The sequence below is a fragment of the Janibacter sp. GXQ6167 genome, assembly GCF_041365945.1.
GTDB lineage: Bacteria > Actinomycetota > Actinomycetes > Actinomycetales > Dermatophilaceae > JBGFSK01.
Genome location: NZ_JBGFSK010000007.1, coordinates 102,839 through 116,988, shown reverse-complemented (window position 1 = coordinate 116,988; position 14,150 = coordinate 102,839). Strand labels below are relative to the sequence as shown.

Genomic DNA, 14,150 nt, shown 5'->3' with positions numbered 1-14,150 from the left:
GCCCTAGTGCGGGTGGTCGTGCTCGGGCGTGACGGGCAGACCGGACTGGATGTCGGTCACCGGCATCGAGGAGTCGGCGGGCAGGTCGAGCGAACTCGCCGGGCGCCCCTTGGTCATCATCTGCGCGCCCAGGCTGGCGACCATCGCGCCATTGTCGGTGCACAGGCTCGGCCGCGGCACCCGCAGGGCGATCCCGGCCGCGTCACAGCGTGCCTGCGCCATCGCCCGCAGGCGGGAGTTCGCGGCGACGCCACCACCGATCTGGAGGGCCGCGACGTCGTGTTCCTGGCACGCGAGCACCGCCTTGCGGGTCAGCACGTCGGTCACCGCCTCCTGGAAGGACGCCGCGACATCCGCCACCGGCACCTCGCGGCCAGCGGCTCGCTCGGACTCCACCCATCGCGCGACCGCGGTCTTGAGCCCCGAGAACGAAAAGTCGAAACGGTGCCGCTGCATATCGCGCCCCGAGGTGAGCCCGCGCGGGAAATCGATCGTGATCTCGCCGTCGCGCGCGGCCCAATCGATGTGAGGCCCGCCCGGGAAGGGCAGCCCGAGCACCCGCGCGACCTTGTCGAAGGCTTCCCCTGCGGCATCGTCGATCGTCGAACCGAGCGAGCGGATGTCGTGGGTGACGTCCGGGACGAGCAGAAGGGAGGAATGCCCGCCCGAGACGAGCATCGCCATCGTCGGTTCGGGAAGGGGGCCATGCTCGACGATGTCGACGGCCACGTGCGAGGCGAGGTGGTTGACCCCGTAGAGGGGGATCCCGAGCCCGAGCGCGAGCGCCTTGGCGGAGGCAACACCCACCATCAGCGCACCGGCGAGCCCCGGCCCTGAGGTGACCGCGATCCCATCGATATCGGTCAGGGCAACCCCGGCGTCAGCACAGGCGCGCTGGATCGTCGGGACCATCGCCTCGAGATGAGCGCGGCTCGCCACCTCGGGGACGACGCCCCCGAAGCGGGCATGCTCATCGACCGACGAGGCCACCGCGTCGGCCAGCAGTTCCTCGCCGCGCACGATCCCGACGCCGGTCTCGTCGCAGGACGTTTCGATGCCGAGCACCAGCGGCGTCGACAAGCTCACAGCGCTTCTCCTTCGGTGAGGTCGCGGGCCAGGACGAGCGCGTCGACCCCGCCCGGGTAGTAGCCGCGGCGGGTCTGGACGAGATGGAAGCCCGACCGTTCGTAGAGCCGCACGGCGGTGTCGTTATCGGCGCGCACCTCGAGCATCACCCGCCGCGCGCCGGATCGGGCTGCGCGAGTAAGGAGTTCGTCGAGGAGGTGCTGCCCCAGTCCGCGCCCGCGCGCCTTCGGGTGCACCGCGATCGTCATCACATCGCTGACCTCGCCGCCGTGGTCGAGACCGGCGTACCCGATGATCTCGGTGTCATCGCGCACGAGGACGTATTCGCGGCGCGGTCGGCCGGCGAGCTCGCCCCACCAGGACGCGAGGCTCCACGCGTCGTCGCCGAAGAGCTCGATCTCGAGCGCGGCCAACTCCTCAAGGTCCGGCCAGCTGACCGGGGTCACGGTGGCGGTCATCGCGGGTTCGCTCGCGGAGGAAGGGGGGCGAGCGCGGGCTTGGGCCCTGCCGGGGCTACCGCGTCAGGACGGCGCAGGTAGAGCGGGGCGGTGGGCATCGGGTCGCCCGCAGCGATCCCCACCGCGGCGACCCGCGCGAGGGCACCCGCGCTCACATCCAGCAGGCCATCGGTCGGGTCGACGCCATGCGGGAAATACTCCGGGTAGAGCAGTGGCCCCCGTCCGACGGTTGGCAGCTCGCGCACCTCGTCGGGCAGATCCGCCGGCCGGGACACCGACGGCTCGTCCACCCGACGAGCGGAGCCGTCCACGATCTCGTAGCGGGCCCAGTAGACCTCCTTGCGCCGGGCATCGGTCGCGACGACGAAGGGAGTCGACCCGCCGGCGGCGACGTACTGGGCAGCGAGCGCGTCGAGCGAACAGACCCCATGGACGTCAATCTGGTGCACGTGCCCGAGGGTCAGCGCCGTCACGATGCCGACGCGCAGGCCGGTAAAGGGCCCAGGACCGGTCCCGACGGCGAGGTCGGTCAGGTCGCTGGCGGCGACGCCTGCCTCGGTGAGGACCTGCTCGATCGACGGGGCGAGCAGTTCGGTCGTCCGTCGTGGGTCGATCGTGGTGCGCTCGGCGAGGATGCGTTCCCCGTCGTAGGCAGCGACGGTGATCGCGCTGGTCGCGGTGTCGAGGGCGAGGAGCAGCATGGGGGACGTCACGCTCCCTTCGGCTCAAGCAGGGCCCGCACATCGACCCCGGCCCAGCGGGCACCATGCGTGGCGACCTCGCAGGTCCGGGCCTCGGTGGCCGGGTCGGCGGAGAGGGTGAGTTCGAGGCGGTCGTCCGCGAGGCCCTCGGCGAGACCATGGCCCCATTCGACGACGGTGACCGCCTCTTCGAGCTCGGTGTCGAGATCGAGGTCGTCGAGCTCGGTGATGCCGCCGAGGCGGTAAGCATCGACATGGACGAGTTCGGGCCCCCCACGAAGGGAGGGGTGGATGCGGGCGATGACGAAGGTGGGCGAGGTGATCGGTCCCCGGACTCCGAGCCCGTCGGCGAGTCCTTGAGTCAGGGTCGTCTTGCCCGCACCGAGGTCACCGGTGAGCAGGACGAGGTCGCCGGCGCGCAGCACTCGGCCGAGGGCCGCTCCGACCGCGCGTGTCGCATCCGCGGTGGGGAGGTTGAGCGCAGCCATCTAGACGCCGATCCAGGCCCGCGGGCCGCGGGTCGCACCGGGGCTCTTCAACCCGCGCTCGATGAGGGCGAGCAATTCGCGCGAGAGCAACTCGGGCTGCTCATAGGGCAGCAGGTGACCGGCCCCGGGCACCACGACGTGCTCGGCGTGCGGCAGTCGTTCGACGATCTCGTCGCTGTGTTCGGGCGGGGTCAACTCGTCCTTGCCGCCGTTGATCACCAGCACCTCGGTCGAGGAGAGGCCCGGCAGGGCGTCACGGACGTCGAGGTCGTCGAGATGCGGCAAGAAGGCGGCGATCGTGTCGAGCGGCGTCGAGAAGATCAGGTCCGAGGTATAGCGCAGCAAGTCCTTCGAGACCGGCCCGCCGAAACCAAAGCGCTTGGTCGCCACCATCTCCATTTCGCGCCCGATCTTGCGCAGGTTGCCCCAAATCCGGCGCCGCGCAGAGAGGTTCACGAGCACCGAGGGCCCGAAGCGGACGACGAAGAGGTCGAGCATCTTGCCGAAGCCGATGCTGACGACGCCCTTGCCCCCAGCGCTCGTCGAGACCAGGGCGACCGCGCGCACTCGATCGGCGATGATCGCCGGGTACTGACCGGCGAAGCTCATCACGGTCATGCCGCCCATGGAGTGACCGATGAGGACGAGCGGACCATCGGGGGCGACGGCCTCGATGATCGCGTGCAGATCCTCACCGAGTTGTTCGATCGTGCAGTGCTCACGGTCCCCGGCATCCGAGACACCGTGATTGCGCTGGTCGTAGGCGACGACTCGGTAGCCCGCCTCGACGAGCGCCCGACGCTGGAAGACCCAGGCGGTGAGGTTGAGCGCGAAGCCATGACAGAGCACCACGGTCGGGCGCCCGCGTCGGGTCGACCTCGGCGGGGTGCTGATCTCGACGTGCAGCGGCGTCCCATCGGTCGCAATGACATTGGTCGTCTCGTCGGGCTCGAACCCGTACGGCCCGCTGTCTGGGTGGCTCCGGCCGCCGTACCGGTGGACCGCGACGGCTGCCGCGGCGATCCCGACCGCGCCCACCCCGGCCGCGGCCACGGTCTTCGGGCCGGGGCGACGGGCGTTCTTCCGTTGTGCCGATCGACTAAGCGGTGCCACTGCTCGTCTCACTTCGAAGGTAAACGCGCGGAACCCGCGCGCCGAGTCGGGTCACCAACTCGTAGCTAATGGTGTCGGTGGCGGCGGCCCAGTCCTGCGCTGTCGGTTCGCCATCCGCGCCGCGCCCCCACAGCACGACCTCATCCCCGACAGCGGCCGGGCTGTCGGGCCCGAGGTCGGCGACGACCTGGTCCATGCAGACGCGGCCGGCGATGTGCGTGCGCAGATCACCGATCTGTAGAGGCCCGACGTTGGTCGCGTCGCGCGGGATCCCGTCGGAGTAGCCGAGCGGGATCAGCCCAAGCCGGGTCGGTCCACTCGTCGTGTACTGGTGTCCGTAGGAGACCCCCTGCCCGGCCGGAGCGTCCTTGACGCCGACCAAGCGCGCGGTAAGGCGCATCGCCTCGCGGAGCCCGTAATCGGCCGGGGTCCCAAGATCAGGCACCGGCGAGAGCCCGTAGACGGCGATCCCGGGGCGGACCATGTCGAAGTGGGCGCTCGGGTTGGTGAGGGTCGCCGCCGAGTTGGCCAGGTGACGCAGGACCGGGCGCACGCCCTGGCGCTCGGCCTGCTCACAGGCCTCGACGAAGACCTCCTGCTGGTGACGCACCGTCGGGTGGGTCGGGGCGTCGGCCCATACGAAGTGCGACCAGATGCCCTGGACCGTGATCGCCCCTTCGGCCTGATACTGCGCGGCGAGGCGCACCATCTCGGCCCAGTCCTCACCCCACGAGCCCCCGCGACCGAGCCCGGTGTCCACCTTCAGGTGGACGACGGCAGCGCGCCCGTGCTCGCGAGCGGCCGCCGCGATCTCTCGCAGTGACCATGGGGCTCCGGCCGAGAGCTCGATATCGGCCCGAAGGGGGGTCACGAGGTCCGCCCCCGGGGGGAACAGCCAGGTGAGCAGCGGCGCGGTGATCCCGGCCTCGCGGGCGGTGAGCGCTTCGGCGAGTTGGGCCACCCCGAGATAACTGGCGCCGCCAGCGAGAGCGGCCTGCGCGGACGGGACCAGTCCGTGGCCGTAGGCATCGGCCTTCACGACCGCCATGACGGCGGCGGCTCCGCTGCGCCGATCAAGCTCGGCGACGTTGTCACGGATCGCGTCGAGGTCGATCTCGGCGCGGGCCGTGGCGCCCGTCAGATCAATGCTCATAACCCCCCGAGTGTAGGCACGTGCCGCGCCGTGACCTGCACGGGTGGCGCGAGTCACCTCTTCGCGGTCAGCAGATGCGCGATCGTGAGCGGCAGTTGGTCGGCGACGGCGCGGGCCCGGACCGGCCCGCCGGGATTCGCGTCGCTCGCGGCGACGCCATGGACCAGGGCGCCGAGCGCACCCGCGACATCGAGCGGCAGCCCGCTCGCGGCGAGGACCCCGATCACTCCGGCGAGGACATCGCCGGAGCCCGCCGTGGCGAGCCACGCGGGGGCGTCGGCCTGGCTAAAGACCGCCTCGGCGCCGGTCACCAGGGTCGTGGAGCCCTTCAGCAGCACCGAGGCCCCGGTCAGTTCGGCGAGTTGTTGGGCATAGCGAAGGGGGTCGGCCTGCACCTCTGCGGCCGTCACGTCGGTGGAGGAGAGCCGGCTGATGAGTCGCGCGCACTCCCCCGCGTGCGGGGTTAGCAGGGTGGCTCCGTCGCGCGGACCGTCGATGAGATCGAGGCCCCCCGCGTCGACGACGCAGGGCAGTTCCGACACGAGGGCGGCGTGCGCCACCGCGATCTGGGCTTGGGCCCCCTTCGCCCGGCTCTTGACGTCGAGTCCAGGACCGATCACCCAGGCCTGGACGTGGCCATCGCCGAAGACGGCTTCGGGGACGACCGAGCGCACCAGCGCTTCGGGCGTCGGCGTCCCGACGTAGCGGACCATCCCGGCTCCGCTCGCGACGGCGGCGGTCACCGTGAGCAAGGGGGCTCCGGTGTAACGCTCACCTCCGGCGACGATCCCGAGGACGCCGCGCGAGTACTTGTCGTCGGCCGACCCCGGCATTGGCCACATCGCCGGGACATCGGAGCGCGTGAGCCTTGCGACGACCGGCTCCTCGGCGCGCAGGTCGAGCCCGATATCGACGACCGTGAGCAGACCGCAGGCCGACGCGGTGGGGGGCAGCAGGTGGACGGGCTTTAACTCGGCGAAGGTCACCGTCTCATCGGCGAAAACCCCGTCCGCGACGAGCTCGCGGCCGTTGGGGTCCTGCCCGGACGGCAGATCGACGGCGATGACATAGGCCCCCTCGTCGATCGCCGCGAGCCACCCGGCCGCGAACTGCGGCAGTCCGGCCCGGCCACCGATCCCGAGGATGCCGTCGAGCACGACATCGGCGGCGGCGATCAGTTCTTCGGCCGCGGGGTCATCGCCGAGGACGACGATCGCACCGCGGGCGAGCGCCTTCTTCTTCGCCGCCGCCTGGGCCGGCGAGGCCTCGGGGTCGTGACACACCGCCGCGACGGACACCCCCTTCTTGGCGAGCCGCGCGATCGCCCAGAGGGCATCGGCACCGTTATTACCCGGCCCGATCAGGGCGGTGATGCGCTCGCCGCCGCGCTCGGCGAGGCGGGCCGCGGCCACCTTGGCCACCCCCTTCGCCGCGCGCTGCATCAACTCACCGCTCGCGAGCTCCTCGGCTCGGGCCTGCTCGGCGTTGCGGATCTGCTCGGGGCTGTACGCGAGGATCACGGTCCCGACGCTACCCGTGGGGCGCGCCGATCAGCGCCCTTAGCGGGCGTAAATCGCGGGGCGTCGGCCGCCCAAGCACCGCGAAATCGCTCACTCCCCCTCGGCGATCACCATCGCGGTCGCGACCGTGTCATGGCTCAAGCTGAGGTGCCACGTCCGGACTCCGAGCTCATCGGCGCGGGCAGCGACCGTCCCCGTGACACGCAGGACCGGTGCGCCCGAGGGGAGTGACCCGACCTCGGCGTCTTGCCAGCGCAGGTCGCCCGGCGCGCCGAGCGCCTTGGCCACGGCCTCCTTCGCCGCAAAGCGAGCCGCGAGCGATGCGACCGGCAGGTCCCGCTCACCCTCGGTGAAGAGGCGCTGGCGCAGAGCCGGCGTGGCGGCCAGCGATGCCGCGAAGCGCTCGATGTCGACGACGTCGATCCCGATCCCGACGATCACGCCGCCTCCTCCCCTCGCGCTGGTGCGACCTACTCGACGGTGACGGACTTGGCGAGGTTGCGAGGCTGGTCGACGTCCAGGCCCTTGGCCGAGGAGAGATGCAACGCGAAGACCTGCAGTGGGACCACGGCGAGCAGTGGCTGAAGGAGTGGCGCCACGGCCGGGATCCGGATCACCTCATCGGCGAAGGGGACGACCTCTTCGTCCCCCTCCTCGGCGACGACGATCGTGCGGGCTCCGCGGGCCCGGATCTCCTGGATATTGGAGACGACCTTGCCGTGGAGGCCGTGCGGCTCGTCCGGGCTCGGGACGACGATGAAGACCGGCTGGCCCGGCTCAATCAGGGCGATCGGGCCATGCTTCAACTCGCCGGCCGCGAACCCTTCGGCGTGGATATAGGCGAGCTCCTTGAGTTTGAGCGCGCCCTCCATCGCCACCGGATAGCCCACGTTGCGGCCGAGGAAGAGGACCGAGCGGGTGTCGGCCATGAAGCGAGCAATCTCCTTGACCCGGCCCATTTGGTCGATGACCTCCTGGACCTTGGCCGGCACATCGTGCAGGGCCGCCATCACCGCGCGGGCCTCATCGGCCCAGGTCCCGCCCTTCAATTGGGTGAGGTAGAGCCCGAGGACATAGGCGGCGGTGATCTGGGCGAGGAAGGCCTTGGTCGAGGCGACTGCGATCTCCGGGCCGGCGTGGGTGTAGAGCACCGCGTCGCTTTCGCGCGGGATGGTCGCGCCGTGAGTGTTGCAGATCGACAGGGTGAGCGCCCCGAGTTCGCGGGCGTGACGCACCGCCATCAGGGTGTCCATCGTCTCGCCGGACTGGCTGATCGAGACGACCAGCGTGTTCGGGCCGATGATCGGGTCGCAGTAGCGGAACTCGTGCGCGAGGCTCACCTCGACCGGGATGCGGGCCCAGGTCTCGATGGCGTACTTCGCGACCATGCCGGCGTAGGCGGCGGTCCCGCACGCGACGATCGTGATCCGGTCGACGGCGTTGAGGCGCTCCTCATCGATCCGCAACTCGTCGAGGACGAGTTCTCCTGCGTCATCGGTGCGCCCGAGCAGAGTGTCGCGGACCGCGGCGGGCTGCTCGTTGATCTCCTTCTCCATGAAGGTGTCGTAGCCCCCCTTCTCGGCGGAGGCGGCATCCCAGGTGACTTCATACGCCTTACCGGAGGTCGGCTCGCCGTCGAAGGTGATCACCTCGTAGTGGCCCGGGGTGATCGTCACGATCTCGTCCTGGCCGAGCTCGACGGCGTGGCGGGTGTACCCGATGAAGGCCGCGACATCCGAGCCGAGGAAGGTCTCTCCATCCCCGACCCCGACGACGAGCGGGGAGTTGCGGCGGGCCGCGACGACGGTGTTCGGGGAGTCGGCGTGCACCGCGAGGAGCGTGAAGGCACCCTCCAGACGGCCCACGACCTGGCGCATCGCCTCGGTGAGGTCACCGACCTCGTCGTACGCGCGGGCGACGAGGTGCGCCGCGACCTCGGTGTCGGTCTCGGAGCGGAACTCCACTCCGGCAGCGAGCAGTTCGTTCTTCAGCGCGTGGAAGTTTTCGATGATCCCGTTGTGCACCACCGCGATCTGATCGTGGTCGCCGCCACGGTGCGGGTGCGCGTTGGCGTCGGTCGGTCCGCCGTGGGTCGCCCATCGGGTGTGTCCGATCGCGGTCGCCGACGAAGGGGGCGGCGCTGCCTCGAGCGCTCCGCGCAGGTTCGCGAGCTTGCCCGCGCGCTTGTCGCTCACCACGTCCCCGTCGCAGACGAGGGCGACGCCCGCCGAGTCGTACCCCCGGTATTCCAGTCGGGCCAGACCCTCCATCACGACGTCTAGCGCCTTGCCGTCGACGGCTGGGCCCGCATATCCCACGATTCCGCACATGGGACGTAAGGCTAATACCCGATCCGCAGGGTCCGACGCGAGAGCCGGGTGACCTGGCACGATGGTCCCCGTGTCAGCGCCGATTCCGTCTCCCTATGTCGAGTTGGACAGAGAGGCGTGGGCGCGTCTGCGCGAAAACCACCCGCTGAATTTAAGCGCTGCCGATATCGAACGGCTGAGCGGTCTCGGGAGTCCGGTCGATTTGGACGAAGTGGAACAGGTGTACCTTCCGCTCTCGCGCCTCTTGACCTTCTACGTCGCGGCCACCTCGCGCTTGCACCGAATCACCTCGACCTTCCTCGGGGAGAGGCCACCGCAATCCCCCTTCATCATCGGAGTCGCCGGTTCGGTCGCGGTCGGCAAGTCCGCCACCGCCAGGGTCCTGCGCGAACTCATGCTGCGCTGGCCGCACACCCCGACGGTCGACCTCGTGACGACCGACGGCTTCCTCTTCCCTAACGAGGAGTTGGAGCGCCGAGGGCTGTTGCAGCGCAAGGGATTCCCCGAGTCGTATGACCGCCGGGCCCTCGTGCGCTTCGTCGCGGAAGTGAAGGCGGGTCGCAGCGAGGTCAGCGCGCCGGTGTACTCGCACCTCACCTACGACATCGTCGACAACGAGCGCATCGTCGTGCGCCAGCCCGATGTGCTCATCGTGGAGGGACTCAATGTGCTCCAGCCCGCCATGCGCCTCAATGACGGGCGTACCGGAATGGCGGTATCGGACTTCTTCGACTTCTCGGTCTATGTCGATGCGCGGGTGAGCGATATCCGGCAGTGGTATATCGAACGTTTCCTTCGGCTGCGGGAGACCGCCTTCGCCGACCCCGCCTCGTACTTCCACCGTTACGCGACGCTGTCCGATGACGAAGCGCGTACGCGGGCGTTAGAGATCTGGACCAGCATCAATGAGCCCAACCTGCGTGAAAACGTGCTGCCGACCCGCAGTCGCGCGTCGCTTGTCCTCACCAAGGGAAGCGATCACCAGGTGTCGCGAATTCGATTGCGCAAGCTCTGACGCTCACGCCTGCTCGCGGGATCAGTACCAGTGCGGGCTGCGGCTTTGCCACGCGCCCCAGGCGCCACAGGGTGAGTTGTAGGCGTCCTTGATGTACTGCAGCCCCCAGCGGATTTGAGTCTCCGGGTTCTCCCGCCAGTCATCGGCGATCGTGCCCATCTTCGAGCCGGGCAGGGACTGCGGAATGCCGTAGGCGCCAGAACTGGGGTTCTCGGCGTTGTAGGTCCAGTTGCTCTCGCCGACCCAGAGGTTCTCCAGGCAGGTCCACTGGTCAGCCCCGAAGCCGTATTCCGGCATTAGCGACTTCGCGAGGGACTTGGGGTCCTTCTGGTTCTGCGCCAGGGTGCGCTTCTTGGCGGCTTCGGCCTTCTTCTTGGCTTCGGCCTTCTTCTTCGCGGCCGCTTCCCGCTTCTTCTTCAGCTCGGCCTGGCGCTTGACCTCGGCGAGGCGCGCCTGCTCGCGGCTGGCGCTGCGGCTCGCGATGGCCGTCTTGCGCCCTTCGCTTAGCCGGGCGAGGTCCGCGGTCGTTGCCGAACCCTGCGCGGCGCTCTCGCTGCTGGCGTCATCGGGAGCTGCCAGGGCCGCGGTCGCGAGCTCGCTGCCGCCACCGGAGGCCGCCGACGCCGCACCGGCACCGGCGAGCAGGGCGACACCGACACCGACGCCGACGACGGGTCGGCTGATCGGCGTACGGGTGGGGCGGGGCTTCGCGTGGCGAGGAGCGTGTCGCGGCGTGTAGTTGCGTGACAAACCCACAGCCTCCTGGCAGATCGGGGCCGCCCCGGATCAGGGGTGAGACGGCCGTGAAGGGGGCTCCTCCACCCAGATCGGGTGTTGTTACCTTTCCGAGACCTTAGTGGGCGGCGGGGGCCCATGGCAAAACCGGCAGGTGCGGTCTCGATCACATGGGCTCCGCCGCCGGCTCCCGTTAGATATCGAGCCCCTCCAGCAGGTCGGTCACGAGAGCCGCGATCGGGCTGCGCTCACTGCGGGTCAAGGTGACGTGCGCGAAGAGGGGGTGTCCCTTCAGGGCCTCGATCACGGCCGCGACGCCGTCATGGCGACCGACGCGCAGGTTGTCGCGCTGGGCGACGTCGTGGGTGAGCACGACCTTGGAGTTTTGCCCCACCCGCGAGAGCACGGTGAGCAGGACATTGCGCTCCAGGCTCTGGGCCTCATCGACGATGACGAAGGCGTCGTGCAAAGACCGCCCGCGAATGTGCGTGAGCGGCAGGACCTCGAGCATCTCCCGGTCCATCACTTCGTCGACGACCTCCGGAGAGACCACCGCGCTCAGGGTGTCGAAGACCGCCTGAGCCCACGGGCCCATCTTTTCCTGCTCGCTGCCGGGGAGGTAGCCGAGCTCCTGCCCGCCGACGGCGTAGAGGGGCCGGAAGACGACCACCTTGCGGTGGTGGCGGCGTTCCATGACGGCCTCAAGTCCCGCGGTGAGGGCGAGGGCGCTCTTGCCGGTCCCGGCGCGCCCACCGAGGCTCACGATGCCGACATCGGGATCGAGGAGCAGGTCCAACGCAATCCGCTGCTCGGCGCTGCGGCCATGAAGGCCGAAGGCGTCGCGGTCACCGCGCACGAGGCGAATCTGCTTATCGGCGCCGACGCGACCGAGGGCGCTGCCGCGCGGTGAGTGCAGGCGAAGACCGGTGTGGCAGGGCATTTCTGCCGCGCCCAGGTGCTCGATCCGTCCGTGCTCGTACAGGGCATCGACCTCTTCGGCACTGACGTCGAGGTCGGCAATGCCGGTCCACCCCGAATCGACCTGAGACTGCTCGAATCGGTACTCCTCCGCGCGCATCCCGACCGCGGACGCCTTAACCCGCATCGGGAGGTCCTTGCTCACCACCGTCACCTCCTGTCCTTCGAGCGAGAGGTTCTTCGCCACGGCGAGGATCCGGGTGTCGTTGTCGCCAAGGCGGAAGCCCGCCGGCAGCGTCGAGTCATCGGTGTGGTTGAGCTCGACCCGCAGCGTCCCCCCGTCGTCGCCCACCGGGACCGGGGCGTCGAGCCGCCCGTACGCAATCCGCAGGTCGTCGAGGTGACGAAGGGCGCTGCGGGCGAAGTAGCCGAGCTCGGGGTGGTGCCGCTTGCCCTCCAGTTCGGTCACGACGACGACCGGCAAGACCACTTCGTGCTCCTTGAAGCGGAACATCGCGCGCGGGTCGGACAGCAGGACCGAGGTATCGAGGACGTAGGTGTGTTGTCCGAGCGAGCCGTCCGGTACCGGCACCGGCTGGAGATCGGCAAGGGCGCCCACCTGCGCGGAGGGGGAGGCCTGCTCGGGCGACGAGGTCGTCAAGGTCACTGTGGGTTCTCCTCCGGGCATCGCGGCCGCATCTCGCTCGGCGCGATGCGCCTTAGCTATCGGTGCTGGAGCCGGATCAGGCCCGATCGGGGCCGTGACCGGCCCTTACGGAGAAGCGGGTGCTCCATCGGACCTCCTGGCGGCGACCGGCGGAATGCTGGCCGTTGCTCGTGACAGTAGGTGAGCCCCGCCGCGATCCGAGCGCTCATTGCGGGTGTGTCGCCACCCCGCTGGCCAAAGTTCACCGCCGCGAAACTCAGGGCAACTCAGGCGTCACTTCCGTCCCAAAGGTGGGCTCTTTTTCCTACCCGCCGAAGCGACGGTGACGCTCCCCGTAGGCGCGCAGGGCGCGCAGGAAATCGACGCGTCGGAAGTCGGGCCAGTAGGCCTCGCAGAAGTAAAACTCGCTGTGCGCGCTCTGCCAGAGCAAGAACCCCGAGAGTCGCTGCTCCCCCGATGTGCGGATGACCAGATCCGGATCGGGTTGGCCGCGCGTGTAGAGGTGATCGGCGATGTCCTCAGTGGTGAGATCGCGGGCGACATCGTCCATCGTCGCTCCCCCGGCTGCCCGCTCGGCGAGAAGGGAGCGCACCGCGTCGGCGATTTCCTGCCGGCCGCCATACCCGACCGCGACATTGACCGTCATCGCGCTCACGCCCTCGGTGCGTTCGGCCGCTCGCCGCAGGGCGGCCGAGGTGGGCGCGGGCAGCAGGTCAAGCGCCCCCACCGGATTGATCTGCCAGCGCGCCTCGGCCGACAACTCATCGACGACGTTTTCGATGATCCGAAGGAGCGGTCCGAGCTCCTCGGGATCGCGGGTCAGGTTGTCGGTCGAGAGCAGCCACAGCGTCACCACCTCGACGCCCGCCTCTTCGCACCACCCCAGGAAGTCGGCGATCTTGTCGGCGCCGGCGCGGTGGCCCTGGTCGGCCTTGGCCCCACGAGATTTCGCGAACCGGCGATTCCCGTCGAGGATCACGCCGACATGGCGTGGCAAGGGCTTATCGGCGAGGCTCTTGGCGAGCCGGGCCTCGTAGGCGGCGTACAACGGGTTCCGCACACTCGGCACGAACGACATCCCCTCCAGCAGCGGTCAGGTACCACCCCATGGTGGAGCGTTCGAGGTGTCCACCTGGAGCATTTGCGGTGCCACGTGGGCACTGTCACAACCTACCGCCGGTAGAGAACCTACGGTTGCGTAGGTTACCGTCGAGAGCATGAATGAGCGCTCCGACCTGCGTTCCGAGGTGACCCACCGCGCCCAAGAAATCGCCCACGATGTGCAAGAGCACGTCGAAGCCGTCGTCGACGCCGTCAAACCCCACCTGCGCGGCTGGCTCCATGCGGTGATGGCGCCGCTCGCCCTGATCGGCGGGATCGTGCTGATCGGTCTCGCCCCGACTCAGGGTGGCCGGATTGCCGCGATGGTTTTCACGATCACCGCGGGCCTGCTCTTTACCGTCTCGGCCCTCTACCACCGGGGGAAATGGTCACCCCGCGCCGATGGTGTCCTGCGCCGGCTCGATCACGCCAACATCTTCTTGATCATCGCCGGGTCGTACACCCCCTTCGCGCTCCTGCTGCCGCGAAGCGAAGCCATCACGCTGCTCGTCATCGTCTGGACCGGCGCGATCGGCGGGGTGCTCTTCCGGGTGCTCTGGCTGGGTGCCCCGCGCTGGCTCTACGTCCCGATCTATCTCGCGCTCGGCTGGGTCGCGGTCTTTTACATCAAGCCGCTGCTGACGCACGGGGGCTGGACGATCATGGCCTTCGTGATCGCCGGCGGACTCTTCTACTCCCTCGGCGCGCTCGTGTACGGGCTGAAGAAGCCGAACCCTTCACCGCGCTGGTTCGGCTTCCACGAGATCTTCCACACCTTCACGATCCTCGCCTTCACGAGTCATTTCATCGCGGCGGCGCTCGCTCTCTTCGGCCCGGTCGCAGCCTCCTCGGCGGCGAACTAGCC

14 protein-coding genes are annotated in these 14,150 nt (G+C 69.3%); 2 read left to right on the top strand and 12 right to left on the bottom strand.

The features are described from left to right. Positions 1 to 3: 3 nt before the first annotated feature. The 9 genes from tsaD to glmS all read right to left on the bottom strand — a co-directional run bounded on the left by tsaD (position 4) and on the right by glmS (position 8,849). Positions 4 to 1,086, bottom strand: coding sequence for a tRNA (adenosine(37)-N6)-threonylcarbamoyltransferase complex transferase subunit TsaD (gene tsaD, locus AB8K43_RS11710; RefSeq protein ID WP_370894382.1), 1,083 nt, complete (start codon positions 1,084 to 1,086; stop codon positions 4 to 6). Further along, positions 1,083 to 1,544, bottom strand: coding sequence for a ribosomal protein S18-alanine N-acetyltransferase (gene rimI / locus AB8K43_RS11705; RefSeq protein WP_370894381.1), 462 nt, complete (start codon positions 1,542 to 1,544; stop codon positions 1,083 to 1,085). The genes tsaD and rimI overlap by 4 nt, the downstream gene beginning before the upstream one ends. Then, positions 1,541 to 2,257, bottom strand: coding sequence for a tRNA (adenosine(37)-N6)-threonylcarbamoyltransferase complex dimerization subunit type 1 TsaB (gene tsaB, locus AB8K43_RS11700; RefSeq protein WP_370894380.1), 717 nt, complete (start codon positions 2,255 to 2,257; stop codon positions 1,541 to 1,543). The genes rimI and tsaB overlap by 4 nt, the downstream gene beginning before the upstream one ends. Beyond that, positions 2,254 to 2,733: a tRNA (adenosine(37)-N6)-threonylcarbamoyltransferase complex ATPase subunit type 1 TsaE gene (gene tsaE, locus AB8K43_RS11695; RefSeq protein ID WP_370894379.1), complete on the bottom strand. Its 480-nt coding sequence runs from the start codon at positions 2,731 to 2,733 to the stop codon at positions 2,254 to 2,256. Before tsaE ends, tsaB begins: the two co-directional genes overlap by 4 nt. Further along, complete coding sequence (locus AB8K43_RS11690; RefSeq protein WP_370894378.1) at positions 2,734 to 3,846, bottom strand: alpha/beta fold hydrolase; 1,113 nt, start codon at positions 3,844 to 3,846, stop codon at positions 2,734 to 2,736. Next, positions 3,833 to 4,999 (bottom strand): alanine racemase, encoded by a 1,167-nt coding sequence (alr, locus tag AB8K43_RS11685; protein WP_370894377.1) that lies wholly within the window; start codon positions 4,997 to 4,999, stop codon positions 3,833 to 3,835. The genes AB8K43_RS11690 and alr overlap by 14 nt, the downstream gene beginning before the upstream one ends. A gap of 53 nt (positions 5,000 to 5,052) precedes the next feature. Beyond that, the gene (locus AB8K43_RS11680) at positions 5,053 to 6,519 is read right to left on the bottom strand and encodes a bifunctional ADP-dependent NAD(P)H-hydrate dehydratase/NAD(P)H-hydrate epimerase (protein ID WP_370894376.1); all 1,467 of its coding nucleotides are present in this window, start codon (positions 6,517 to 6,519) and stop codon (positions 5,053 to 5,055) included. A 90-nt stretch (positions 6,520 to 6,609) separates the two neighbouring features. After that, on the bottom strand, positions 6,610 to 6,960 hold the full coding sequence (locus tag AB8K43_RS11675; protein WP_370894375.1) for a holo-ACP synthase: 351 nt from the start codon (positions 6,958 to 6,960) through the stop codon (positions 6,610 to 6,612). A 29-nt stretch (positions 6,961 to 6,989) separates the two neighbouring features. Further along, positions 6,990 to 8,849 carry a glutamine--fructose-6-phosphate transaminase (isomerizing) gene (gene glmS / locus AB8K43_RS11670; RefSeq protein WP_370894374.1) on the bottom strand — a complete coding sequence of 620 codons (1,860 nt, stop codon included), beginning with the start codon at positions 8,847 to 8,849 and terminating at the stop codon, positions 6,990 to 6,992. Positions 8,850 to 8,910: 61 nt separating this feature from the next. Between glmS and coaA the strand changes: the two genes are divergently transcribed. Then, a complete protein-coding gene (gene coaA, locus AB8K43_RS11665) occupies positions 8,911 to 9,864 on the top strand; it encodes a type I pantothenate kinase (RefSeq protein ID WP_370894373.1) in 954 nt (317 codons plus the stop codon). A gap of 21 nt (positions 9,865 to 9,885) precedes the next feature. Here coaA and AB8K43_RS11660 read toward each other — a convergent pair whose 3' ends face one another. The 3 genes from AB8K43_RS11660 to AB8K43_RS11650 all read right to left on the bottom strand — a co-directional run bounded on the left by AB8K43_RS11660 (position 9,886) and on the right by AB8K43_RS11650 (position 13,262). Further along, positions 9,886 to 10,614, bottom strand: coding sequence for a hypothetical protein (locus AB8K43_RS11660; RefSeq protein ID WP_370894372.1), 729 nt, complete (start codon positions 10,612 to 10,614; stop codon positions 9,886 to 9,888). Positions 10,615 to 10,792: 178 nt separating this feature from the next. Continuing rightward, the gene (locus AB8K43_RS11655; RefSeq protein ID WP_370894461.1) at positions 10,793 to 12,031 is read right to left on the bottom strand and encodes a PhoH family protein; all 1,239 of its coding nucleotides are present in this window, start codon (positions 12,029 to 12,031) and stop codon (positions 10,793 to 10,795) included. A gap of 457 nt (positions 12,032 to 12,488) precedes the next feature. After that, positions 12,489 to 13,262, bottom strand: a complete 774-nt coding sequence (locus tag AB8K43_RS11650) for an isoprenyl transferase (RefSeq protein WP_370894371.1) — start codon at positions 13,260 to 13,262, stop codon at positions 12,489 to 12,491. 139 nt (positions 13,263 to 13,401) lie between these two features. Between AB8K43_RS11650 and AB8K43_RS11645 the strand changes: the two genes are divergently transcribed. Then, positions 13,402 to 14,148, top strand: coding sequence for a hemolysin III family protein (locus tag AB8K43_RS11645; RefSeq protein ID WP_370894370.1), 747 nt, complete (start codon positions 13,402 to 13,404; stop codon positions 14,146 to 14,148). Positions 14,149 to 14,150 lie beyond the last annotated feature (2 nt).